The following is a 24,700-nucleotide window of genomic DNA, read 5'->3' as shown; positions in this document are numbered from 1 at the left end:
AGTGTATCGATATTCAGGTGATGCCGGCCTGACCTGAATCTTGACACATTTGGGTACGCTAGTTTCGATCCTTCGCGAAAAAATCCGGGAAATCCTCCATCGCGGCGGCGATGATGCGCAGCGATGCCGCGATTTGGAGCAATTCGCCGGTGCTGTTTCGCTGGGCGATGTTCGTCGCATATTGGCGGGCGACGGCAACGGTCGACGTCTGCGGATCGCCGGGGGCGCGAAAGAGCAGTTCGCGCGCCAGTCCTCTTAGAAAGTTGGTGATCGAAAGCGCGGTCTCGGATGGGATAGCGTGGCTTTGGCTTGCGTCGCGCAGCCGCAGGATCTCCAAGCCGACGGTGACGGCGGCGACGCTCCCGCCCAGGACCGCATCGCCCGTGCTGCCTGCATTCTGCACGAGGGGCATCAACTGGTTGATGCGATCATAGGCGAGGCTCTCGAAGGCCGAACGCCTCGGCACGCGCTCATGCAGGCAAAGCCGCGCCAGATCCTCGCGCATGGCGCGCACGATGCGGTTGGCCGCGAGCCATGGATCGGCGGGCAGCACGAGGATGAAGACACCGATCGCCAGCAGGATGCCGACCAGGATCGACGCCGAACCGGCGAAGAAGGGCCCGGGATCGTAGGTCATCGCCTGATGCGGGCTGAGGAAGGCGAGGAAGTTGATGGCGAAGGCCGTCGCCACGCCGACATAGCGCGGATTGGCCATGGCTAGCGCCGTCGGCACCAGTATCGGCACGACAAACAGCATGAACCAGCCGAAGCCGGGCAAAGCGGGCAGCGCGACCTGGCCGACGAGAAAGGCAAAGGGCAGCGCCAGCAGCGTTCCCTTGAAGAAGCCCCAGGCCACCTGCACGGGGTCGGGGCGGGCGGCAAACAGGCTTGATACCACGGCAACCAGAATGACCGTGCCGGCCGCTTCCGACCATTTCGTCGTCAGCCAGAAGGCCGCGACCAGCAAGGTGGCAAGGGCAGCGCGCACGGCGTTGCGCGATGCGCCGGAATAATCGCGATGCACCACCAGTGCAGGCTGCCTGCTGCCCCGGACTGGTCGCGTGGCAGGCGCGCGCAAGGCGTCGAGGCCGCGCAGCACTTGCTTGAACGCCTCGGCGAAATCGGCGGCGATGGTAAGGCGCGTGACGGTGCCGACCCTGTCGTCACCCTGGTCGGTCAAGGCATCGGGCATTTGCCGGGCCTTGGCCGAGATGGCATCGAGTCGTGCCACCCAGGGCGTCGTGTCATCCAGCGCGCCTGACTTGGTCGCCAACTCGCTGACCAGGGCCTGCAACTCCGAACGCACCGGAACGAGTGCGGCGTTTTTCGGGGCAGCGTGCGAATGCAGTGCGCGTGCCGCCGACAGCGCCGAGAGCAGCTGCCCGATGGTGCGCCGGACCGGATGGGCGCGCGGCGCGAAGCTCGGCGCCTCGAGCCTGGCATAGGTGCGCATCTCGCCAAGCGTCTGGGTGTCGGCGACCAGCTTTCTGTGCAGGCCGGACAGCGTTTCAGGATCGCCGCCGGAGAACGCACCGCTGGCGTATGTCGCAAGATCGAGGATGCAGCGTTTCAGGCGCGACACGATGGCATTGCTGGCCAGTTTCGGCAGGATCAGCCGGCTGGTCAGGCCGGCGCAGATGATGCCGAGTACGATCTCGGCACAGCGCGCGACCGCCAGGTCTACGACAAGGTGCGGCTGTCCGAAGGCAGGCAGGCCGATGATCATCGCGGTGTAGCCGGCAAGGGCGGCACCATAGGCCTCGGGATTGCGCAGCAGCGACGAGACGAAGGTGCAGATGCCGATCCAGACGGCAAGCACCGTCACCAGCAGCCACGGGCCGGTGCCGAACACCGTGGTGATGCCGATCGCAGCCATGCCGCCGACCAGCGTGCCGAGTAACCGGTAGAAGCCTTTCGCCAGCACCATGCCGGCAACCGGCTGGGCGACGATGAACACCGTCATCATTGCCCATTGCGGGTGGTCGAGCTTCAGCGCGTAGGCGGCCAGCAGCGCGATCAGGCCGGCCGAAACGGTGCGCAGGGCAAAAATCCAATCCGAACGCGTCGGCTGCGTCAACCCCGCTAAACTCGTCTCGAAATAACTCTTCAGCCGCGCTGAGATCACATGCTGGTCTCCGTATCGGAAGCGCAGGCTAAACCGGCCGGCGGCTAGATATCCAGCACTTCCGTCTCGGCGAATTCGGCGCGTTCCTGGATAAAGCGGAAGCGGGCTTCCGGCTTGGTGCCCATCAGCGCATCGACGGCATCCTTGGTCGCTGCCTCGGCGTCGATGACGTCGATCCTGAGCAGCGTGCGCTTCCTCGGATCCATGGTGGTCTCCTTGAGCTGCGCGGCCATCATCTCGCCCAGACCCTTGAAGCGTCCAAGCTCGACCTTGCCGCGCCCGGTGAACTCGGTGCGCAGGAGTTCGTCCTTGTGCGCGTCGTCGCGGGCGTAGGCGACCTTGCCGCCTTGCCTGATCGAGTAAAGCGGCGGCACTGCGAGATAAAGGTGGCCGCCACGCACCAGCGCCGGCATCTCCTGATAGAAGAAGGTGATCAGCAGCGAGGCGATGTGGGCTCCGTCGACGTCGGCGTCGGTCATGATGATGACGCGGTCGTAGCGCAAATCCTCGTCGCGATATTTCGACCGCGTACCGCAACCGAGCGCCTGGATCAGGTCCGAAATCTGCTGGTTGCCGGCAAGCTTGTCGTTGCCGGCGCTGGCGACGTTGAGGATCTTGCCACGCAGTGGTAGCACCGCCTGGCTGGCGCGGTCGCGCGCCTGCTTGGCCGAGCCGCCGGCCGAGTCACCTTCGACGATGAAGAGTTCGGCGCCTGCAGCGGCATTTTGCGTGCAGTCGGCGAGCTTGCCGGGCAGCCGCAATTTGCGCACCGCGCTCTTGCGCGACACTTCCTTTTCCTGGCGTCGGCGCACCCGCTCGTCGGCCCGCGCGATCACCCATTCGAGCAGCTTCGACGCTTCCTGCGGATTGTCGGCCAGCCAATGATCGAACGGGTCGCGGATCGCGGTCTCGACAATCCGAATGGCCTCGATCGTCGCCAGCCTGTCCTTGGTCTGGCCGACGAATTCCGGCTCGCGGATGAACACCGACAGCATGCCTGCCGCCGAGATCATGACGTCTTCCGAGGTGACGATCGAGGCGCGCTTGTTGCCGACGAGATCGGCATAGGCGCGCAGGCCCCGCGTCAGCACATTGCGGAAGCCGGCCTCGTGGGTGCCGCCTTCGCCGGTCGGGATGGTGTTGCAGTAGGAATTGATGAAGCCATCGCCGCCGAACCAGGTCACCGCCCATTCGAGCGCTCCATGGCCGCCTTGTTTCTCGCTCTTGCCGGCGAAGATTTCGCGCGTCACCTGGAACTCGTCGCCGAGCGATGCCTTGAGATAGTCCTTCAGGCCGCCGGGAAAATGGAATTCCGCCTTGGCCGGGGTCTGGTCCTTTTCCTTGATCAGCGACGGGTCGCAGGTCCAGCGGATTTCGACGCCACCGAACAGATAGGCCTTCGAGCGCGTCATGCGGTAGAGCCGCGCCGGTTCGAATGCCGCGCCCTTGCCGAAAATCTGCTCGTCGGGATGGAAGCGGGTTTTTGTGCCGCGCCGGTTGTGGACCTCGCCCAAATGCTCCAGGCCGGTCACGGGAATACCGCGCGAAAAGCGCTGGCGATAGAGTTGGCGGCCGCGCGCGACCTCGACCTCGAGATGGTCCGACAGCGCGTTGACCACGGACACGCCTACGCCATGCAGGCCGCCCGATGTCTCATAGACCTTCGAGTCGAACTTGCCGCCCGAATGCAGCGTCGTCATGATCACTTCGAGCGCCGGCTTCTTGAACTTCGGATGCAGGTCGACTGGAATGCCACGGCCATTGTCGGTGACGGTGAGATAGCCGTCGGCTGAGAGTTCGACGTCGATGAAGGTGGCATGGCCGGCCACCGCTTCGTCCATCGAATTGTCGATGACCTCGGCGAACAGATGGTGCATCGCCTTGTCGTCGGTGCCGCCGATATACATGCCTGGCCGGCGCCGCACCGGCTCCAGCCCTTCCAGCACCTCGATATCGGCGGCGCTATAGCCCTCGCTGCCATCCTTGGTCGCGGCAGGACGCCTGGTGGCCTGCACCAGCGGATCCGCCGGACGCGCCGGCGCACGAACCGGCTGTGGCTGCTTGTCCATAGTGCCGAAGAGATCGTTGTTGTCGTCCATGCCTGCCATAGGGTCCGGTGCTGCGAATCACCTCGCGATACTGCCACGCTTTTCAGCGCCAAGCGACCGAGGTTCCTGTTCCGTTCGGGGATCTGGCCCCTCTTACCCCAAAACCATTCGATAACCAAGCCGGCGGAAATAGGTCCGATACCGCCGCACAAGATTCCTGATTCTTTAACAATGCCGCCTAGCCTGAGCCCAACAAAACAAGAAACTGCGGGCATCAGGGGTTTTCGGCGTGAGGGGCAAGGCCATATCGATGATCGGCATCGCCGCCGTTTTTGGCGCGATCTCGATCTTTGCCGCGGATTTCTGGGTCAAAAGCCAGGCCAAGGCCGATTCCGAAGAGAAGACGGCGTCGATCGCAGCGCCCGTCGCACCCAAGATCGAGTTCAAGACCATCGTGGTGGCGAATGCTCCATTGCGCTATGGCATGGAGCTTGACCGCACAAAACTCAGCGAAATCCCGTGGCCGCAGGATTCCCTGCCGCAGGGTGCCTTCGCCACCATCGATGGCTTGCTCGGCGAGGGCAGGCGCGTGGTGCTGTCGCCGATCGAGGTCAACGAACCGTTGCTGCTGACCAAGCTGTCCGGGCCAAACGGCCGCGCGACGCTCTCCAACATGATGACCCCGGGAATGCGGGCGGTGACAATCCGCACCGACGAGATCGCCGGCGTCGGCGGCTTCGTCACGCCGGGCGACCGTGTAGATGTCGTGCTGACGCGCGATGCCGGCGAAATCCAGGAAGTGGCCAAGAACGCGCAGGGAGCATCCGGATCGACGGTCACCTCCGAGATCGTCGTGGCCGATGCCAAGGTGCTGAGCGTCGGGCAGGGCGCCGATGAGCGCCAGACGACGCCGCAGATTTCCAATTCGGTGACCATCGAGGTGACGACAGACGGCGCGCAGAAAGTGGCGCTGGCCCGCACCGTCGGCACCTTGTCCCTGTCGCTTCGGTCCGCCAGCGAAGGCGGTGACGGCAAGAACGGTGTCACCACCATCTCCTCCTTCGGCGGATCGGTCGCCTCGAACGTGCAGGCCGCTTCCGGTTCGCTGTTCGATGCCGTGGTGAAAGAGCCGGAGAAACCGAAGTTCAAGACCGTCATCGTGACGCGCGGCACAAAGGCCGAGGAATACCAGGTTCCTTCACGGGACCAGAAATAGAAGCCAGTGGGGACTGGGCGAGGGACGGGACAATGTTCGGGCTGATCACATATAGGGTCATGGGGCGGTTGCGCGTTTTGCGCACTGTGGCTGTCGCAGCTTCGCTGGCGGCCGCCGCGATGCTGGCCTTCGGCACCTCGGCGAGGGCCGACAACGACATCGTCTATGTGTCGTCGACCAAGAATGCGTCGATCAAGGTTGCCAAGGGCAAACCGAAGACGATCATGACCAGTGCCGCCTTCTACCAGATAGTCATCGGCGACCCGGAGATCGCCAACGTCAATCCGCTGACCGATAAGTCCTTCTATGTGCTCGGCAACAATCTCGGCACCACCGGTATCGCGCTGTTCGATGAGAAGAAGCAGCTTGTCGGCACCGTCGACATCGAGGTGACGCTCGACACCGACCAACTGGCCAGCACCATTCGCGCCAGCGTGCCGGATGCCAGGATCAAGGTCGGCTCGGCCAATGGCCGCGTCGTGCTGTCGGGCGAAGCGGATGACGCCGTCGCCGCCGACAAGGCAAACAAGATCGCGACACGCTTTTCCGGCACCGAAGAGGTGATCAACTCGGTCAACATCTCATCGTCGCAGCAGGTCCAGCTCAACGTCCGCTTCGTCGAGATCAACCGCCAGGCGGGCCAGGATCTGGGCGCCAAATACGCCGCCAATTTCGCCTATGGCATGGGTGGCCGCGATGTGACGATCGATCCGGGTACAGTGCCGACTGCCGGCACCGGCGAGATCATCGGCCGACTTTTGTCGAACGGCGTCTCGATCGATATCGCCATCAAAGCGCTGGAGGAGCGTGGTCTCGCCCGCCGGCTGGCCGAGCCGAACCTGATCGCCCGGTCTGGCCAGACGGCGAGCTTCCTCGCCGGCGGCGAGTTCCCGATCCCGGTCTCCGAGGACAACGGCAAGATCTCGGTCAGCTACAAGAAATACGGCGTTAGCCTGGATTTCACGCCGACGGTCCTGAAGGACGGGCTGGTCAGCCTGGACATCGCGCCGGAAGTCTCCTCGATCGACGCCTCGGCCTCATACAATATCGGCACCATCTCGGTTCCCGGCTTCATCGTGCGCCGCGCCAGGACGTCGATTGACCTGAAGAACGGCCAGAGCTTCATGATCGCCGGATTGCTACAGTCGCAAAACGACATCACCACATCGCGCATTCCCGGCCTCGGCAAGATGCCGGTGCTTGGGGCGCTGTTCTCCTCGAAATCCTATCAGCGGCGCGAGACCGACCTGGTCATCATCGTCACCCCCTATCTGGTCAAGCCGGTCGATCCGTCGAAGAAGCTCGTCGAGCCGACCGATGGCACGCAGCCCGCCAGCAACGCCGATTATTTCCTCAACAACACCGACGAAGTGAAGACATCCGATGCCAACCGCGCACTGGCAATCGCCGACGGCAGTGTCGCACAGCCTAACGCCGTCACCACGGTCGGGCATTTCCTCGACCTGCCGAAGGACTGAAGCCATGCGTCTGGTCTTGAGATCGATCATCGCCCTGCTGCTGGCCGGCTTCGCCGCCGGCTGCACCAGCGACGACTATGTGCGCAGCGAGGGGCCGACGACCGGAGCAGGCGAGGCGCAGGCCGCCAACACCGTCATGCAGATGGTCGATCCCTGGAAGTACGGGGTCCAGAACACCAGGCTTCTGGTGCCCGCCCAGCGCGGCAGCGCGGCGGCCGACACACCCGACCAGGCGGCCGACGCAAAGGCGTCGCAGTCCACCACGGGCAACTGATTCCAACGGGCAACTGGTCAACGGCGACCTGACAGGCTGACAGAATGGCAAACGGCATCAAGACCAGGAAGATCCTGCTCGTATCGACCGACAGGACCTTTGTGCAGGATACGCGGACCGCATTCGCCGCCTCCGAGATCATTCAGCTCTCGACAGTGGAGAAGAGTGTCACCGAACTGCGCGGCGAGATCCAGGAAGCCGACTTCGGCGCCATCATCGTCGACATGGATGCGGCAAGGCTGGAGGAGGTCGAGTCGCTGCAGCGCATCATGCGCCGGCTGGAGGACAAGGTGCCTGTCGTCGTCGTCACGCAGGAGTTCAACGCGGCCGCGGTGCGCATTCTCGTGCAGCTCAAGGTCGCGGATTTCCTGGTTAAGCCGATCACCACCGCCGATCTCGTGCGCTCCGTGGTGCGGGCGCTGCAGGGCCCAGGCCGCGAGGAAAACACCGAGTCGCAGATCTACACCTTCATGCCGGCCGCGGGCGGCGTCGGCACCACGACGCTGGCGCTGCAAACCGCCTTCCAGCTGCATCACTCGGTAACGCGCGGCGCGTCGACTTGCGTCGTCGACCTCAATTTCCAACAGGGCGCCTGTGCCGAATATCTCGACCTCGAACCGCGTTTCGACATCACCGAGATCGAGAACCAGCCCGAGCGCCTCGACCGCCAACTGCTCGACGTGATGCTGTCCAAACATGCGAGCGGGCTCTGTGTGCTGGCGGCACCGACGCATCCGTCGGAAATGCGCTCGTTCAAGACCGATGTCGTGGTGCGTATGCTGGACCTGGTTTCGGCCTATTTCGACAATGTCGTCATCGACATGCCTCGCACCTGGTTTCCATGGACGGAGACGGTGCTGCTTGGTTCCAACAAGCTCTACATCGTCGCGGAAATGACGGTGCCGTGCCTGCGCCACACGCAGCGGCTGATCCAGGCGGTCTACGAGACCGCCGGCAAGGAAGTGAAGCCGAACGTCATCGTCAACCGTTTCGAACAGAAGATGTTCGACAGCGGCATCAAGCAGGCTGACGTCCAGGAGATACTCGGCGAGCATTTCGTCGGCGGCATCGCCAACAACTACCGGTTGGTGCGCGAGGCGGTCGATCGCGGCGTGCCGCTGCACGAGATCGATCCGAACGCCAATGTCATCAACGATTTGAAGAAGATCATCCTGCCGGAGGAGGCGGTCCCAACCCGGGCGAAATCGCGCTCGCTGTTTAGCATGGGCCGTGGATTGCTGAAGAGGAAGGCCGGATGACCAGCCGCTTTTCCACCCTGCAGAACCGCGATGCGCGTCCGCAGCGCGCGCCTGAATCAATGCCGGTCGCCCATCATGCCGTCGTCATTCCGACGAACCGAAAGGCTTTGCCGGCCAAGCCGGACGCAGCGCCAGCAAAGAATGCCAACAAGGTGCTTGATGCGCGCGTGCGTATCCATCGGCTGCTGCTCGAGGAGATCAATCTCGTCGCGCTGGAGCGTTTGCCCAAGGATGAGATGCGCCGGCAAGTGCATGATTTCGTGTCGGAAAAGACCAAGCAGGAGCGGATGGCGATCAACACCGTCGAGCTTGATGCACTGGTCGACGACATCGTCGACGAGATGGTCGGCCTCGGTCCGCTCGAGCCACTGCTCAAGGACCCCGACATCAACGACATCCTGATCAACGGCCACCTGAACTGCTTTGTCGAAAAGAAGGGCAAGCTGCAGCCGGTCCACATCCCGTTCAAGGACGAGGCGCATCTCTTGCGCATCGTCAACAAGATCGTCGCCGCGGTCGGGCGCCGTGTCGACGAATCACAGCCGATGGTCGATGCGCGCATGCTGGACGGCTCGCGTTTCAACGCGGCCATCCGCCCGGTGGCGGTCGACGGGCCGCTGGTGTCGATCCGCAAATTCTCCAAGAACAAGCTCGGCCTGCACAAACTGGTCGAATTCGGCGCCATTACCCAGAATATGGCCGAGGTGCTGGCGGCGGCCGTGCATGCCCGCAAGACGACGATCATTTCGGGCGGCACCGGTACCGGCAAGACGACCATGCTCAATGCGCTGTCGGCCTTCATTCCGGAAGACGAGCGACTGATCACCATCGAGGACGCGGCAGAACTCCAGCTGCAGCAGCCGCATGTCGCGCGCATGGAGACGCGCCCCGCCAACATCGAAGGCCATGGCGAGTTGAAGCAGCGCGACCTGGTGAAGAACGCGCTGCGCATGCGTCCCGACCGCGTCATCCTCGGCGAGTGCCGCGGCGAGGAAGCCTTCGACATGCTGCAGGCGATGAACACCGGCCACGAAGGGTCGATGGCGACCATCCACGCCAACACGCCGCGCGACGCCATTTCACGGCTCGAGCAGATGCTTGGCATGACGGGCATGCCGATGACGGTGCAGTCGATCCGCAGCCAGATCGCCAGCGCGCTCGACCTGATCGTCCAACTGGCGCGCCTGTCCGACGGCAAGCGCAAGGTGACCAGTGTCGCCGAGGTGACCGGCATGGAAGGCGATGTCATCCAGATGCAGGAGATCTTCCGCTTTGTGCGTACCGGCATGGAGGCAGACGGCAAGATACTCGGCCACTACGAGGCGACCGGCATCCGGCCGCGTTTCCTCGAGGATCTGCGCGCCATGGGCATCGAGTTCCCCGGACGATATTTCGAACCCGGCCGGCCGCAGGAGTAGCCAGTGTTCGACGGACTCAGCGCGATCTATGTCGTCTATGCCGCGGCAGCACTGACCGGCATCCTGATCGCCGAGGCGTGCTACCTGCTTTTTGCCGGCCGCAGCGACAAGCGCACCGCCATCAACCGTCGCATGAAGCTGCAGGAAAACAAGATCAGCCAGGAGCAGGTGCTTGTCCAGCTGCGCAAGGAGCGCGGCCTCGACGCAGGCACCCCGCTGTTTTCGCCGGACCGGTTTCGCGCCCTGCGAACCCAGTCGGGCATGATCATGCCGCTGTCGAAATTCTTGATGATCACTTGCGGCGTGGCGATGGCCATGGCCTTGGTCGCCATCTGGTACGGCTTGCCGCCGCTGATGGGGCTTGTCCTGTTTGTGGTGCTTGTGCCAGTGCTGCCAGTGCTGACGTTGCGTTTCAAGCGCAAGCGCCGGGTGAAGCGGTTCGGCATACAGCTGCCGGAGGCGCTGGAACTGATCACGCGTGGCCTGAAGGCTGGCCATCCGGTGCCGGTGGCGATCGCCATGGTGGCGCGCGAGATGCCCGACCCGATCGGCACCGAATTCGGCGTCATCGCAGACGAAGTGACCTATGGTTCCGATCTGGTTTCGGCATTGAACTCGCTGTTCGACCGGGTCGGACAGGAGGATCTGCCGCTGTTCGTCACCGCCGTCTCGATCCAGACCAGTTCGGGTGGCAATCTGCGCGAGATCCTCGACGGCCTGGCGACGACGATCCGCGAGCGCGGCAAGCTACGCCGCAAGGTGCGCGCCATTGCGACAGAAGGCCGAATGTCGGCCTACATCCTGACGGCGGTCCCGGTGTTGCTGTTTACCGCCATCATGGCGGTGATGCCGGGATTCTACCGCGACGTCTGGGACGAGCCAAAGACATGGTACCTGATGGCTGGCTCGATCACCTGGCTGATGCTGGGCAATTGGATGATGTTCAAAATGTCGAATTTCAAGTTCTGACATGCAGGGCCTCATCGAATTCCTCGCCTCGCTCGCGCCGACCTCGTTGATGCCGGTGGCCATCATGCTGCTGGCCGCGGGCGCCGCCGCCGTTGCCTGGCCGATGATGGCGGCGAAGGGCGATCGCAACGAGGTCAAGCGCCGGCTCAAGGTCGATGACGGTCCCGTGGCCGCGAAACCCGAACCGGTGCAGAAGAAGAATACCGGCGTCGTGCGCGAGAAGGCGGTGAAGAGGGCGCAGGAATTCTACGCCAAGAGCGATCCGGAAAATGTCGCCCGGCTGCGCATGAAGCTCATCCAGGCGGGATACATGGAGCCGCGCGCTGTCGGCATGTTCTTCTTGATCCGGTTCACCGCGATGATCGGCACGGCAATCGGTGTCTTTGTGCTCAACCGCTGGATGGCCAGCCCGGACGCGACGATGGCCAGCCGCTGGACATTCGTCATTCTGTCAGGAGCGGCCGGCTATTTTCTGCCCGGCCTGGTGCTGAGCCAGAAAGTGCGGGAACGCAGGCGTGAGTACCGCAACGGCTTTCCCGATTTCATGGACCTGATGATCGTCTGCTCGGATGCCGGCATGAGCATGGAGGCCGGCATCGAGCGCGTCTCGAAGGAACTCGCCAAGACCTATCCCGCTCTCAGCCAGAACCTGCAGCTGGTGTCGCTGGAGCTGAGGGCCGGGCGCAGCCTTGACGATGCGCTGAAGGCGCTCGCCGATCGCCTCAGCCTGGACGAGGTGCGCTCCTTCGCCACGCTGCTGCAACAGTCCAAGGAACTCGGCACCAGCCTGTCGGGGGCGCTGCGCGTCTTTTCCGACGACATGCGCCACAAGCGCATGTCGCTGGCCGAGGAAAAGGCACACGCCCTGCCGGCCAAGATGTCGGTGCCGGTGGTGGTTTGCATCCTGCCGGTGGTGTTGATGATTGCGGCCATTCCAGTCATCGTCAAAATGACGGCGCACTAGCGAGCGCCCACGAAGTCCTAGCAAGGGGCTGACAACCCAATATTCTGCCCGAACCCGGCCCCTGCGACGTGAGAACCCATGCGAATGCTGTTGCGCACTCCCTTCCTCGTCCTCGGCCTTACCGCGGCCAGTTTGTCGCCCGCATGGGCTGCGGCCGACGACTGCGGCGATGCTTCCGCCTTGGTGCAGCAGGCCTATCCCGAGGCTCAAAAGAGCGCCGACGGCGCCTCGTTCACGTTCGAACCTCATATCAGCATCGCCCTGACGCGTCCGGATAGCGACATGCCATTTGGCCTGGTCTGCAAGATCTGGCCCGCCCATGACGACCTGCTGTTGGTCGCGGTGCCGCTGATCGACAGCGCCCAGTCCCGCGACGACGGGCATGTCGGCGATATCGAGCTTCTGGTCGTCGACAGGAACAGCCTGCGGGTGCGCCAGCGCCTGCTCCAGCCCGGACTGATCACCGACGATGCCATCGCTATCCGCAAGATCGAATTCGATACCGGCCGCTACAGGCTGGCGCCCGATGTCAGCGCCTTCGGCCTGCGCATCGAAATGGCAAACCATTCGCAGCCCAACCCCTTCAGGGAAACCGACCTGCGGCTCTATGCCCTTGCCGGCGATGCCTTGCGCCTGGTGCTCGACGGCGTCGACGTGGCCGGCTTTGGCGGCGAAGGCGACGCCAGTTGCGCGGGATCCTTTCAGTCGAGCCAGGTCAGCCTGGCGATGAGCCCGGCAAGCCACCATGGCTATCACGACATCACCGTGGTCGAACGGGTGGATACGGACAATCCGTCCGTCGACGAGAATGGTGAGTGCCAGTCTCATCCCGGCAAGTCCCTGAAGCGCACCTACCGGCTGCGCTATGACGGCAGTCGCTACCAGTTTCCCGAGGGGCTCAAAGCCTTGGAGCCGTGAAAGTCCGTCTTGTGCCTGGTGGTTAATGGCTGGTGTGCCCGAAACCAAATTTTAGCGGCGTTTCGGCACCGAAGTTTAATCGTCTCCCATATAAGGTGTTTCCTGAAGAACGACCCGGCAAATCGGGCGATGAGGCAGGGGCATGCGTCACAATAATTTCACGGCAATGGCCGCGATGGCGGTCGTCTTGATGATGTCTGGCTGTACGACGGGCGGCGTCGACACCACCAAGACCACCGCCATCCAACCGGCGGCAAAGAACATCGACACCTCCGATCTGGCGCAAGGCAAGGCGCAGTTTCGCGACGCCAATTACGGCCTCGCCGAAAAGCACTTCCGCAAGGCCGTCGAGTTGAAGGCAGACAATGCCGAGGCCTGGATGGGGCTCGCCGCTTCCTATGATGAACTCGGCCGCTTCGACTTCGCCGATCGCGCCTACGGCCAGCTTTTGAAAGTCGCCGGCCGCAAGCCGCAGATTGTCAACAACATGGGCTATTCGCAATTGCTGCGCGGCAATCGCAAGAGGGCCAAGGCGCTGCTGCTCGAAGCGAAGGCCGGCATGGCGGATCCCACGGTCGTCGACGCCAATCTCGCCTTGCTGAACAAGGGTTGATCCGGTCGTTGCGTCCTATGGTCCGGTTTCGGGACATAAGGCATCGACGCTTTGTAAACCCTATCGGTAGGTTGCGTCGAAAGATCGGCCGAAAACCATGTCTGAGAGCTGCCGCTGACCTAGAATACAGCGCAACCCGCCGACGCTCGAGAGGCCTTCGCCCGATATGCTGGACTTCAGTTCGCTCCTGCTCGCAGCCGCGCTGTCGGGCATCTGCCTTAGCGTCACCATGTTTGCGATCTGGTTCACCGCGCCCAAGGCAGGCTTCGTGCTGACGGTGGCGTGCGGCATTCTGGTGCTCGTCGCGCATGTGGTCCTGTTCTGGCAATACACCAAGGACCCCGATCCACTGCTTTGCCAGATCGTGCTTGCGCTGCTCAGCCTGGGGTTTCTGATCATCTGCGTGTCGGCCATGCAATATCTGGGTGTGCCCGGCTACAGACGTGCCGTTGCGCCGGCGCTTGCCGCCATGGCTGCCTGTGCCATTGTCACCTTCCTGGGCCTTGATGGCATCGGCTTCATCGTCACATACACCACGGTGACGGCGCTGCTGTCGGCGATCGGCGCCATGTTCTGGATCAGCGGCAGCCACGATCGCCGGATCCTGCTGGTGGTTTCGTTTCTGAGCGGCACCTGCGCGGTTTCGTTTGCGCTTTGCGGCGCGGTTCTGCTGACCAAAGGGCAATGGACGCTCGCGGTCGCGCCCGACAACTGGGCCGAACGGCTGAATTCCGTCGTGGCGGTGGCCTGCATGACCGGGCTCGGTGCCTTGACGCTCTCGCTCCACCATCTGCAGGCGCAGATCGAGCTGAAGGCCGAGACCATGACCGACCCGCTGACGGGGCTGATGAACCGCCGGGCGTTGACGTCGCTCTACGGAGCGCGGAGTTTCGGTCCGTTCATGTCCGTCGTCATGTTCGACCTCGATCATTTCAAGCGGACGAACGATGTCTATGGCCACCCGGTCGGGGATCAGGTCTTGTGCCGCTTCGCCGCGGTGATCAAGAAATATGCCAGGACCGGTGTCGACGCATTTCGCCTGGGTGGCGAGGAATTCGCCGTCGTCATGTCGCGAATGACGGAAGAGAAGGCCCATGATCTCGCCAGCAGGATCTGTGTGGCCTTCGGCACCGAGATCGTCGCCACCCAACTCGGCAAGTTGCGCAGCACGGTCAGCGGCGGCCTCGGCTTTGGCGAGGTAAGCGGCCGCACCCTCGATGACGTGCTTGGCGAAGCCGACGCGGCGCTCTATTCCGCCAAGCGCGCCGGTCGAAATTGCGTCATCGGTCGGGCGGCACCAGGCAAGGCCGACCCGGTCAAGCCGGCCTTGCGCTCCGCGTAGAGCCTGTTCCATCCCGATGGAACAGGGATGGGGCTCTACCTGTTTGTTTGAGCATGATCTCTGGACAAACGGTTTCCGTTTGTCCGAGAAAACCGGTACCCACTTTTCGGGATCATGCTCTGGCTACTCCGCCGCGCCCAGATAGTCCGACAGCGGCGGGCAGGAGCAGACCAGGTTGCGGTCGCCGGCGACATTGTCGATGCGTGAGACAGGTGGCCAGTACTTGGCCGCCGTGTCGGCGTCGCCGGCGGGATAGGCCGCTTCCAGGCGCGAGTAGGGATGGGTCCACTGGCCGGCCAGCACCTCGGTGGCGGTGTGCGGCGCGTTGACCAGCGGATTGTCGGCCAAAGGCCATTCGCCCCTGGCGACTTTCGCCGCCTCGCCCGCAATGGCGATCATAGCCTCGCAGAAGCGGTCGAGTTCCCGCTTGGGCTCGGATTCGGTCGGCTCGACCATCAGCGTGCCGGCGACCGGGAAGGACATGGTCGGCGCGTGGAAGCCGTAGTCGATCAGGCGCTTGGCGATATCATCGACACTGATGCCGGCGCTGTCCTTGAGCACGCGGGTGTCGAGGATGCATTCATGCGCGATGCGATCGTGCCGGCCCTTGTAGAGCAGCGGGAAGTGTGGTGCGAGCCGTGTCGCCACGTAGTTGGCCGAGATGATGGCGGTCTCCGTCGCCTGCTTCAGTCCGGCGGCGCCCATCATGCGGATATACATCCAGGTAATCGGCAAGATGGAAGCGCTGCCGAACGGCGCGGCCGACACGGCGTGCGCAGAACCCTCGGTGACATGTCCCGGCAGATAGGGCTCCAGATGGGCCTTGACGCCGATCGGGCCGATGCCCGGGCCACCGCCGCCATGAGGGATGCAGAAAGTCTTGTGCAGGTTCATATGGCAGACATCGGCGCCGATATCGGCGGGCCGCGCCAAGGCGACCAGGGCGTTGAGGTTGGCGCCATCGAAATAGACCTGGCCGCCATGCTCGTGGATGAGGGCACAGAGGTGGCGTGCACCTTCCTCGTAGACGCCATGCGTCGAGGGATAGGTGAACATCAGCGCCGCGAGATTCTTGGAATGCTCGTTGGCCTTTGCCCTCATATCGTCCATGTCGATATTGCCGTCCTCCAAGCAGCGCACGACGACAACACTCATGCCGGCCATCGCCGCACTCGCCGGATTGGTGCCATGCGCGGAGGAGGGGATCAGGCAGACGGTGCGATGGCCTTCGCCGCGCGAGCGGTGATAGGCGCGGATGGCGAGCAGGCCGGCATATTCGCCCTGGCTGCCGGCATTGGGCTGCAGGCTAACGGCGTCGAAGCCTGTGATCTCCGACAGCCATCCTTCCAGTTCGCCGATCATGGCGCGATAGCCGGCAGAGTGTGCGGCCGGCGCGAAGGGATGCAAATTGGCGATTTCAGGCCAGCTTACCGGCATCATTTCCGCCGCCGCGTTGAGCTTCATGGTGCAGGATCCGAGCGGGATCATGCTGCGGTCGAGCGCCAGGTCCTTGTCGGCCAGCCGGCGCAGGAAGCGCATCATCTCGGTTTCCGACTTGTTTTCGTGGAAGACCGGCTGGGTCAGAAACTCCTTGCCGCGCGGCTTGCCAGGCACGGTGCTGTCGGCCGATGGAGCGGCCTTGGCGCCGAACAGGGCCGCGATCGCATCGAGATCGGCATCGGTCGAGGTCTCATCGAAGCTGATGCCGACATGGTCGGCATCGATGACGCGCAGGAGCCGACCGGTCTGTTCGGCCGCAGCGGCGATCTGCGCCGCCTTACCCCCGGTCTTCACGGTCACGGTGTCGAAACGGCTCGCGCCAATCACCGCCACGCCTGCCGCTTCGAGGCCGCTTGACAGACGATTGGCCAGTGCGTGGATACGCCCGGCAATCGCCTGCAGCCCGGCGGGGCCGTGCCAGATGGCGTAAGCAGTCGCCATGTTGGCAAGCAGCGCCTGTGCGGTGCAGATGTTGGATGTCGCCTTGTCGCGGCGGATATGCTGCTCGCGTGTCTGCAAGGCAAGCCGATAGCCGGGCCGGCCCTTGCTGTCGGTGGACTGGCCAACTAGGCGGCCGGGCATCAATCGCGTCAATTTATCGGAGACGGCGCAATAGGCCGCGTGCGGGCCGCCAAAGCCCATCGGGACGCCGAAGCGCTGCATCGGGCCAACGGCAATGTCGGCGCCAAGCTTGGCCGGCGCGTCGGTCAGCGTCAGGCCGAGCGGGTCGGCGATGAAGACGACGATGGCGCCCGTGGCGCGCGCCTTGTCGATCGCCGCCTTGTGATCGCCATAGACGCCGAACGTATCAGGCCAGGAGACGAGCAGGGCAGCCGTGTTGTCGTCGATCGCCTCGCCGTCGATCTCGATGCCGAGCGGCTCGGCGCGGGTGCGAACCACGTCCAGCGTCTGCGGATGCGGCGTGCCGGCAAATGCGATCTTGGTGCGCTTGTCGCGGTGGTGGCGCAAGGCGATGCCGACGGCTTCAGCCACCGCCGTCGCCTCGTCGAGCAGCGATGCCGATGCCACCGGCAGACCAGTCAATTCGGTGACCAGCGTCTGGAAGTTGAACAGCATCTCGAGCCTGCCCTGGCTGATCTCGGCCTGATAGGGCGTGTAGGCCGTGTACCAGGCCGGGTTCTCGAACAGGTTGCGCTGGATTACCGGCGGCACCTGGACGCCATGATAGCCGGCGCCGATGAAGCTCTTCAGCACTGTGTTCTTGGCCATGGTCGCCGACAATTCGGCCAGCGCTTCCGCTTCGCTGGCCGGTGCGGGCAGGGTCAGCGGCAAGTCGAGGCGGATCGACTGCGGCACGGCCTGGCTGATCAGCGTCTCGACGGACGGAACGCCGATCACGGCAAGCATGGCTCTGACATCGTTGACATCAGGACCGATATGGCGGGCCGAGAAGGGAGTGAGTGCTGCGGTCATGTCAATACGTCCTGATATCAGCCGATATGGGCTTTGTAGGCGGCTTCATCCATGAGGCCGGCGAGCTGGCTTTCGTCGGCAAGCTTCATCTTCCACAGCCAGCCGGCCCCGGTTGCCGCCGAGTTGACCAGCGACGGATCCGACGACAGCGTGCCGTTGGCCTCGGTGATCTCGCCATCGACCGGCGCATAGACATCGGATGCCGCCTTGACGGATTCGACCACGACGGCGGTGTCGCCCTTGGTCAATTTCTTTCCGGTTTCGGGCAGTTCGACGAAGACGAGGTCGCCGAGCTGCTCCTGCGCGTAATCGGTGATGCCGACAGTGGCGATACCGCCCTCGACGCGGAGCCATTCGTGATCTGATGTGAAATAGGTCGTTGCCATTGAGATCATCCTTTGCGGTAGCGATGCGGTGTGAAGGGCAGGGAGCTGATATCGACTGGGATTTTCGTGCCGCGGACATCGGCGAAAACCCGTGTTCCGGGCTTGGCCAGTGGCGCCGTGACATAGCCCATGGCGACCGGATGGCCGGCTGACGGGCCAAAGCCGCCTGATGTGACATGGCCGGCGGGCGTGCCGTCGGCGTCAAAGAGCGCAGCGCCGGCGCGCACCGGCTGGCGGCCTTCCGGCTTCAGCCCGACGCGCTTTTGCGCGGGTCCTCGTTCCACGGCGGCGCGGAGCGCATCGGCGCCGATGAAAGTGCCGGAAGCGCGGATGTCTTTCGGAATAGCCCACATCAAGGCGGCGCTGGCCGGGTCGGTCTCCGGCGTGATGTCCTGGCCATGCAGGCAGAGCCCGGCCTCCAGCCGCAGGCTGTCGCGAGCGGCAAGGCCGATCCACAGCACGCGCTGATCGTCGAGCAGTTTCGCGACGAGATCGCGCGCATCGGCCTCCGGCAAGCCGATCTCGAAACCGTCCTCGCCGGTATAGCCCGACCGGGTCATGAACCAGTTTTTTCGCGGCTCGACGCCGTGCATGAACAGCAGCGAGCCGGTCTCGATGCCGGCACGGGAAAGGGCTGCCCAGGCTTCAGGGCCCTGGATGGCGAGGAAGACGCGGTCGAGCGGCTCGACTCTGACGTCGAAATCCGCGGCAAGCGCACGCAAATGCTTTTCGTCGGCGACGGCGTTGCCGGCGTTGGCGACCACCATGAAGCGCTGGTCGCCAAGCCTGGTAACGATCAGATCGTCCAATATCCCGCCTGCTTCATTGAGGAAGAAGGACAGTTTGGATTGCGAGATTTCGAGCGCGCCGGCGTCCAGCGGGCAGGCGCGGTTGAGCAAGGCAACCGCTTCCGGCCCGCTGATTTCGAACAGCTTCATATGCGAGATGTCGAACAGGCCGGCCAGTTCGCGGGTGTGAAGGTGTTCCTTCATGACGCCGGCCGGATAGGTCAGCGGCATCGACCAGCCGGCGAAGGCGCCAAAGCGCGCACCAGCGGCTACATGGATATCTTCGAGGGGAAGGTGTTTGCTGTCGTCGCCCGTCATGTCATCTCCAGAGTCGCACGCAATCGGTCGCGAATGGCGACCAGTCCGTGCCCCTCTGTCTGAAGCCTGAGAGACTTGCGCAGCCGGAACTCTGTCAGCGGCGCTTACACCTTCGGCGCGGGGGCAAGCCCCGACTTTCCAGAGTGTCTTTCCCGTCTACGGTTCTTTTGCCTGAGAGATTTCGGGCGATTTCCCCTTCGGCGGCAGCTTTCGCTGCTCTCTCCCGCAAACAGGTAGGACTCAGACCCTGAGTCCTCGACACGCCATCCATAGCTTGTGCGCGACGGCTTGTCACCTGTCAGCGACATCTAAAGCGCGTCGCGCTGTGGATGCGCTTTAGATCCTTGTTTTGATGCATGTCGTTCTCTCAAAACCGCGGCACACCTTGGGCGACATGCATTCGCCGACAAGTCTTCGCTAACCACGCCGTTTGCCGGTTTTTCAAGACACTGCTGATATGTTGGCGGGCATGACGCTTTAGGGCCGGCAGTGGACGGCGGCGGACGGGGACGACAAATGGGCGAATTGATCATGAGCGCGCCGGTGGCCGGGCTGACCTCGAAAAGCCGCATCGCCGCGGAGGACGTGGCGATGTTGCGCCATGAGGTGTTCGGCGACGGTGTGGTGATGCGCGGCGAGGCCGAGGCACTGTTCGCGCTCGATGCCACGGCGAAGGACAAATGCCCGGAATGGCCGCTTTTCTTCATCGAGGCGGTCACCGACTATATCGTCCACCAGGAGAAGCCGTCGGGCTATATCTCGCAGGACAATGCCGACTGGCTGATCCGCACGATCTCGCGCGACGGCATGGTCGACAGCCGGACCGAACTCGAATTGCTGGTGCACGTGCTGGAGGAGGCGAGATCGTCACCGGGCCAGCTTTGCGTCTATGCACTGCAACAGGTCGCCCACGCCGTCATCGACGGCAAGGGGCCGCTGATGCTCGGTGGTGCGCTGGTTCCCGGGCTGATCGCCAAGGCGGAGGTCGAACTGCTGCGCCGTATCCTTCATGCCCATGGCGGAGACGGCAACATCGCCATCACGCGCGCCGAGGCCGAGGTGCTGTTCAAGATCAACGAGCGTACCGCTCAAGGACATAACGATCCGTCCTGGAACGAACTGTTCGTCAAGGCGATCGCCAATTTCGTCATGTGCTCGGCCGGCTACGAAGCGCCGACGCGCGATGTGGCGCTGCGCCGTGATGCCTTCCTCGAACGCGCCGATCCGGAAATCGGCGGCTTCTTCAGCCGGATGGTCTCCGGCGGCCTTGCCGGCATCATCGAGGCCTACCGGTCCCCTGATGACATCGAGGCCGAGTGGGAAGCCAAGAACAGGGCGGCCGAGGCGCTCGCCCGCCGCGCCGAGACGATCGAAGCCGGCGAAGCCGGCTGGCTGGTCGAGCATATCGGCGTGGACCGGCCTCTATATGAGAACGAACGCGCGCTGCTGACGCTGATCAAGCATGCCTCGCCGGAAATCCACCCGGTGCTGAGGCCGCTGCTCGACAAGGTTGCCTGATGTGCTGAGGGTTAAGCGGCTGATCTCAGGGCATTATTTCCCTAAGTGTCAGATACCGCCATACCAGTCGTAGCCATTGTCTTCCCAATAGCCGCCGCGACCGCCGCCGATACTGGCGAAGCCGTCGACCAACTCGATCTTGTAGAGATATTTCGGCATCTTATAGCCGAGCTGCCGTTCGACGCGGACGCGCAACGGCGCGCCGTTCTCAACCGGCAGCGGCTTGCCGTTCACGCCATAGGCGAGGATCGTCTGCGGGTGACGGGCATCGATCAGGTCGATGGAGCCGTAATATTTGATGTCGCCGGAAAGGCTGCGGTCGATCGTGTCGAGGCAATGGAACATGACGTAGCGCGCCTGCGGCTTGACCACCGCCTGGTCCAGCACCAGCGACAGCGGTGTGCCGGTCCATTTGGCGATGCAGCTCCAGCCTTCGACGCAGTCATGGCGGGTAATCTGGGTGCGGCTCGGCATGTTCATCAACTGCTCGCGGCTGAGCGACAGCGGCTTTTCGACCAGGCCTGAAACTTCCAGCCGCCAGTCGGCGAAGTTGTTGGCGAGCAGGCCCTTGTAGACGTCATCATCGGGCGCCGTGACACCGTTCGGCCGCTGCGGCTGGCGGATGTCGGCTTCAGTGAATTCGGGCGCCAGGGCGTTACGTCCGGCGAGCAGGCGCTGTGCCCGGTATGTCAGGTCATTGGCGTTTTCGAGGAAACTGCGCAGGCCGCTGCCAACGCTCAACTGGCTGTCGAAGGCGTCGCAGCCCGACAGCATGATGCCGGAGGCACCGAGGCTGGCACCGGTCAGGAATTTGCGGCGGCTGATCTCAAACTTCGCCATGTCAGGCACTCCTCTCGGCAGTTTTGTCGTCCTGAGCGGGAGGATCCGTGCGGTACCAGCCGGTAATGATCGAGCGCAGTTCGTTGATCGGGCCGGCGGCCAGGATCATCAGGATATGGACGACGAAGAAGACGACCAGCAGCACCATCACGGTGAAATGGATGGTGCGTGCCGTCTGCCGGCCACCGAGCAGATCGTTGAGGAACGGCAGCACCGAGTTCATGCTTGGCGACATCGCCAGGCCGGTGATGATCATCAGCGGCAGGAGGACGAACAGCACGCCGCCATAAGCCATCTTCTGCAGCGTGTTGTACTCCCGGGTGTGGTGGAATCTGAGCTTGGCGTGATCGATGATGTCCTGCGGCAAGCGCTTCAGGTCGTCGAGGCGTGGTGCGAGGTCGCGGCGCAGATGGCCGTTCACGGTGCTGGCGACGAACCAGACGATCAAGGTCGTGGTCAGTATCCAGGCGAAGAAGAAATGGACGACACGGGCGGTGCCGAGGTCGTAGTAGGACGGGATGGTCGCCCAGGACGGAAAGGCGCGGGATGTCTCCTGGCCTGCCGGCCCCGACCAGCCGAGCACTCCTGTGGTGTCGAAGCGATGCCCAAGGATCTCGGTGTAGCCGCGTGGCCCGACGTTGGTGTTCTCGGCGCCGATGGCGAAGATGGTGTTGTTGTAGCCAAAACCAGACTCCTTGCCGATATAGAGCTGCGGGCGGGCATTGAAGATCTGCAGGCCGGACAACAGCATGAAGAACAGCGAGATGGCCCAGAGCCAATGCGTCAGCCGCGTCCAGCGCGACTGCCGGTAGATCAGCGGTTTTTCGTTCGACGCCGAAGCACCGGGATCGGCGGCGGATTGGCTTCTGGCAACGGATTCCATCTTGTCTCGTCTCCCGGCCTCACGGCGTGGCCTGCACGTTCATTGTCCTCCTGATACGTCGCGATCCAAACCAATGTTTCATCCGATCACGGATTTATTACGGAGCGCCCAGGCTGACGGCGAGATTGACGGCGGCGGCGACGATGACCGTGTTGAAGAAAAACGACAGGATCGAATGGACAAGCACGACACGTCGCATATGCGTCGTAGAGATGTTGGTGTCGGCGGTCTGCGCCGTCATGCCGATAACCGTCGAGAAGTAGAGGAAATCCCAGCCTTCCGGCCGTTTGTCGCCCGGGAACAGCAGTCCGCCGACCGGAACCTTCTTCTTGGTCTCGGCGTCGACCGTATCGCCGTCCATCCAGTAGACGTGCGCATAATGGAGCGCCACCATGGCATGGATCGTGAACCAGCCAAGCGGGATCGACAGCAGCGCGAAGATCAATTCGATAGGGTGGGTGCTGTCTTTCTCATTGATCAGCTGAAACAACGAGAAGGTGGCAACGCCGACGACGACCAAAGTCACCGCGAAGATGACCAGCATCGGCTGGTCGGTGGCGCGCGCATTCTTGCTCAGATACCTGCCGGTGAATTTCGGCATCTGGGTGACGACAAGAATGACGTAGGTAGCAAAGAATGCGTTGGCGCCGATCGAATAGGCGAGCGAGGCATGAAGCAGCAACGCCACGGCAAGCGCCACGACGCCGAAGCAGGCCGACACCGCAAACAGCATGTGGCGCTGCAAGGGAGGCTTCATCGGGGTTTCAGCAGCCATGGCGGTTCCAACCTTGGATGGCGCTCGGTTTCTACTGCGGTGTGGCGGATTTGAGCGCCCGCCGCAAGATGCGGTCGAGTTCGCCGAGAAACCGCGAACGGTCCTGCGGCGCGAAGCTGGCATTGTAGCCCTTGCTTTCGCCTGTCTCGCGCAAATGCTGCTTGAGGTCGCGCATCGCCACCGCCATGCCGATCGTTTCCGGCGTGAACGGACGTCCGGTTGGCCCAAGCACATGCGCGCCAAGCGCCACCGCGCGGGCGGCCAGCGGAATGTCCGCGGTGATCACGATGTCGTTGGTCCGCGCATTGTCGACGATCCAGTCGTCGGCGGCGTCGGCGCCCTTGGACACCACGACATTGCGGATCATCGGGTCGCGGGAAGGGCGCAAGCCACCATTGGAGACGTAAGTGACAACGATGCCATGGCGCTCGGCGACCTTTTCGACCTCGGCCTTGACCGGGCAGGCGTCGGCATCGACGTAAATAGCAGGTGCTGGCATCGCTGGTTCCAATGAGCATGGGGCCAGACGATTTCGTCCGGCCCCATGGATACAATCCGATTAGATACTAAGCCGGCAAGGCGCCGGACTTCTTCGCCGTCCAGGTGGCGATATAGTCCATCAGGCCGGGATTGAGGCAGTCATAGGGTTCGAGCCCGATCGACCTCAACTGGGCGCGGATGCCGTCCATACGGCTTGGATCGACGCCGGATTCGATGATCGACGAGACAAAGGCGGTAAAGCCCGGAGGTGACCAGCCGTCCTCCTCGAAGCGCTCCGGATGGATGAAGGAAAGCCCCTTGAACGCGTGGTCGCGCTCGACCGGTCCGTGCATGTGGACGCCGCAGCCGGTGCAGGCATGCCGCTGGATCAGCGCCGAGGGGTCGACCACTTTGAGCTTGTCGCCATTCTCGGTGACCGTCACGTCGCTCGTACCGGCAACCGCCACGACCGAGAACAGGGCCCCTTCGGGCTTCCAGCATTTGGTGCAGCCGCAGGCGTGGTTGTGGGCGATTTGGCCCTTGACCTTAACCTTGACCGGATTGCTGGTGCAGGCGCAGACCAGCGTGCCGCCGGCAAAGCTTGCGCTTTCCCTGGGCAAGCCATTGTCGATTTTCGGATGCAGTTTCTCCGCCATGTTTTTCTCCTCCCAGTTGTGAGCCACAGAGGTCGCAGGCCGGTTGGTCGGCGGCTTGTGGTCTTCTTCAGTAAACGACGACGCTTCGGATCGATTTGCCCTCATGCATGAGGTCGAAGCCCTTGTTGATATCCTCGAGCTTCAGCGTGTGGGTGATCATCGGGTCGATCTGGATCTTGCCGTCCATGTACCAGTCGACGATCCTCGGCACATCGGTGCGGCCGCGCGCGCCGCCAAAGGCGGTGCCCATCCAGGTGCGCCCGGTGACCAGCTGGAACGGCCGCGTCGAAATCTCCTGGCCGGCGCCTGCCACGCCGATGACCACCGACTTGCCCCAGCCGCGATGCGAGGCTTCCAGCGCCTGACGCATCACCTTGGTGCTGCCGGTGCAGTCGAAGGTGTAGTCGGCACCACCGATCTGGTCGGCGCCGCGCTTGGTCATGTTGACGAGGTGCGGCACGACATCGCCGTCGATCTCCTTCGGATTGACGAAATGCG

22 protein-coding genes and 1 riboswitch are annotated in these 24,700 nt (G+C 63.3%); of the genes, 11 read left to right on the top strand and 11 right to left on the bottom strand.

Annotated elements, in window-relative coordinates; translation table 11 throughout:
* Window positions 1–58: 58 nt before the first annotated feature.
* Window positions 59–2,125, bottom strand: a complete 2,067-nt coding sequence (locus NKJ06_RS17490; RefSeq protein WP_352628091.1) for an FUSC family protein — start codon at window positions 2,123–2,125, stop codon at window positions 59–61.
* A gap of 44 nt (window positions 2,126–2,169) precedes the next feature.
* Window positions 2,170–4,224, bottom strand: coding sequence for a DNA topoisomerase IV subunit B (gene parE / locus NKJ06_RS17485; protein WP_352628092.1), 2,055 nt, complete (start codon window positions 4,222–4,224; stop codon window positions 2,170–2,172).
* 238 nt (window positions 4,225–4,462) lie between these two features.
* On the opposite strand from parE, the gene cpaB reads away from it, so the two are divergent.
* The 10 genes from cpaB (at window position 4,463) to NKJ06_RS17435 (ending at window position 14,624) form a co-directional block, all read left to right on the top strand.
* Window positions 4,463–5,389, top strand: a complete 927-nt coding sequence (gene cpaB, locus NKJ06_RS17480) for a Flp pilus assembly protein CpaB (protein WP_352628093.1) — start codon at window positions 4,463–4,465, stop codon at window positions 5,387–5,389.
* 32 nt (window positions 5,390–5,421) lie between these two features.
* Window positions 5,422–6,867 (top strand): type II and III secretion system protein family protein, encoded by a 1,446-nt coding sequence (locus tag NKJ06_RS17475; RefSeq protein ID WP_352628094.1) that lies wholly within the window; start codon window positions 5,422–5,424, stop codon window positions 6,865–6,867.
* A gap of 4 nt (window positions 6,868–6,871) precedes the next feature.
* Window positions 6,872–7,141 carry a hypothetical protein gene (locus NKJ06_RS17470; RefSeq protein ID WP_352628095.1) on the top strand — a complete coding sequence of 90 codons (270 nt, stop codon included), beginning with the start codon at window positions 6,872–6,874 and terminating at the stop codon, window positions 7,139–7,141.
* Between the two features lie 44 nt (window positions 7,142–7,185).
* Window positions 7,186–8,400, top strand: coding sequence for a CpaE/TadZ family protein (locus NKJ06_RS17465; RefSeq protein ID WP_352628096.1), 1,215 nt, complete (start codon window positions 7,186–7,188; stop codon window positions 8,398–8,400).
* The gene (locus tag NKJ06_RS17460; RefSeq protein WP_352628097.1) at window positions 8,397–9,818 is read left to right on the top strand and encodes a TadA family conjugal transfer-associated ATPase; all 1,422 of its coding nucleotides are present in this window, start codon (window positions 8,397–8,399) and stop codon (window positions 9,816–9,818) included. The genes NKJ06_RS17465 and NKJ06_RS17460 overlap by 4 nt, the downstream gene beginning before the upstream one ends.
* A gap of 3 nt (window positions 9,819–9,821) precedes the next feature.
* The gene (locus NKJ06_RS17455) at window positions 9,822–10,787 is read left to right on the top strand and encodes a type II secretion system F family protein (protein WP_352628098.1); all 966 of its coding nucleotides are present in this window, start codon (window positions 9,822–9,824) and stop codon (window positions 10,785–10,787) included.
* A 1-nt stretch (window position 10,788) separates the two neighbouring features.
* The gene (locus NKJ06_RS17450; RefSeq protein WP_352628099.1) at window positions 10,789–11,751 is read left to right on the top strand and encodes a type II secretion system F family protein; all 963 of its coding nucleotides are present in this window, start codon (window positions 10,789–10,791) and stop codon (window positions 11,749–11,751) included.
* Window positions 11,752–11,829: 78 nt separating this feature from the next.
* Window positions 11,830–12,669, top strand: coding sequence for a PA3715 family protein (locus NKJ06_RS17445; protein ID WP_352628100.1), 840 nt, complete (start codon window positions 11,830–11,832; stop codon window positions 12,667–12,669).
* Window positions 12,670–12,811: 142 nt separating this feature from the next.
* Window positions 12,812–13,282: a hypothetical protein gene (locus tag NKJ06_RS17440; RefSeq protein WP_352628101.1), complete on the top strand. Its 471-nt coding sequence runs from the start codon at window positions 12,812–12,814 to the stop codon at window positions 13,280–13,282.
* A gap of 166 nt (window positions 13,283–13,448) precedes the next feature.
* Entirely contained in the window at window positions 13,449–14,624 is a 1,176-nt protein-coding gene (locus NKJ06_RS17435; RefSeq protein WP_352628102.1) for a GGDEF domain-containing protein, read from the top strand.
* Window positions 14,625–14,747: 123 nt separating this feature from the next.
* Here NKJ06_RS17435 and gcvP read toward each other — a convergent pair whose 3' ends face one another.
* The 3 genes from gcvP to gcvT are packed head-to-tail and all read right to left on the bottom strand — an operon-like array spanning window position 14,748 to window position 19,050.
* Window positions 14,748–17,558 carry an aminomethyl-transferring glycine dehydrogenase gene (gene gcvP, locus NKJ06_RS17430; protein WP_352628103.1) on the bottom strand — a complete coding sequence of 937 codons (2,811 nt, stop codon included), beginning with the start codon at window positions 17,556–17,558 and terminating at the stop codon, window positions 14,748–14,750.
* Between the two features lie 17 nt (window positions 17,559–17,575).
* Window positions 17,576–17,944, bottom strand: a complete 369-nt coding sequence (gene gcvH, locus NKJ06_RS17425) for a glycine cleavage system protein GcvH (protein WP_013531953.1) — start codon at window positions 17,942–17,944, stop codon at window positions 17,576–17,578.
* Between the two features lie 5 nt (window positions 17,945–17,949).
* On the bottom strand, window positions 17,950–19,050 hold the full coding sequence (gene gcvT / locus NKJ06_RS17420; protein WP_352628104.1) for a glycine cleavage system aminomethyltransferase GcvT: 1,101 nt from the start codon (window positions 19,048–19,050) through the stop codon (window positions 17,950–17,952).
* A 149-nt stretch (window positions 19,051–19,199) separates the two neighbouring features.
* Window positions 19,200–19,286, bottom strand: a riboswitch (glycine riboswitch).
* A gap of 280 nt (window positions 19,287–19,566) precedes the next feature.
* On the opposite strand from gcvT, the gene NKJ06_RS17415 reads away from it, so the two are divergent.
* A complete protein-coding gene (locus tag NKJ06_RS17415; protein ID WP_352628105.1) occupies window positions 19,567–20,568 on the top strand; it encodes a hypothetical protein in 1,002 nt (333 codons plus the stop codon).
* Between the two features lie 48 nt (window positions 20,569–20,616).
* Here NKJ06_RS17415 and NKJ06_RS17410 read toward each other — a convergent pair whose 3' ends face one another.
* The 6 genes from NKJ06_RS17410 to NKJ06_RS17385 form a co-directional block, all read right to left on the bottom strand.
* Window positions 20,617–21,408 (bottom strand): molybdopterin-binding protein, encoded by a 792-nt coding sequence (locus NKJ06_RS17410; protein WP_352628106.1) that lies wholly within the window; start codon window positions 21,406–21,408, stop codon window positions 20,617–20,619.
* Window position 21,409: 1 nt separating this feature from the next.
* Entirely contained in the window at window positions 21,410–22,291 is an 882-nt protein-coding gene (locus NKJ06_RS17405; protein WP_352628107.1) for a cytochrome b/b6 domain-containing protein, read from the bottom strand.
* Window positions 22,292–22,388: 97 nt separating this feature from the next.
* Window positions 22,389–23,066, bottom strand: a complete 678-nt coding sequence (locus NKJ06_RS17400) for a DUF1345 domain-containing protein (RefSeq protein WP_352628108.1) — start codon at window positions 23,064–23,066, stop codon at window positions 22,389–22,391.
* 31 nt (window positions 23,067–23,097) lie between these two features.
* The gene (locus tag NKJ06_RS17395) at window positions 23,098–23,565 is read right to left on the bottom strand and encodes a YaiI/YqxD family protein (RefSeq protein ID WP_352628109.1); all 468 of its coding nucleotides are present in this window, start codon (window positions 23,563–23,565) and stop codon (window positions 23,098–23,100) included.
* Window positions 23,566–23,632: 67 nt separating this feature from the next.
* Complete coding sequence (gfa, locus tag NKJ06_RS17390) at window positions 23,633–24,202, bottom strand: S-(hydroxymethyl)glutathione synthase (protein ID WP_352628110.1); 570 nt, start codon at window positions 24,200–24,202, stop codon at window positions 23,633–23,635.
* Window positions 24,203–24,269: 67 nt separating this feature from the next.
* Window positions 24,270–24,700: zinc-binding dehydrogenase (locus tag NKJ06_RS17385; RefSeq protein ID WP_352810291.1), on the bottom strand; the 431-nt coding region annotated here is incomplete at its 5' end.

Origin of the sequence: Mesorhizobium sp. M0293 (assembly GCF_040321735.1) — a bacterium.
GTDB lineage: Bacteria > Pseudomonadota > Alphaproteobacteria > Rhizobiales > Rhizobiaceae > Mesorhizobium.
This window is presented reverse-complemented; position numbering and strand designations above follow the sequence as displayed.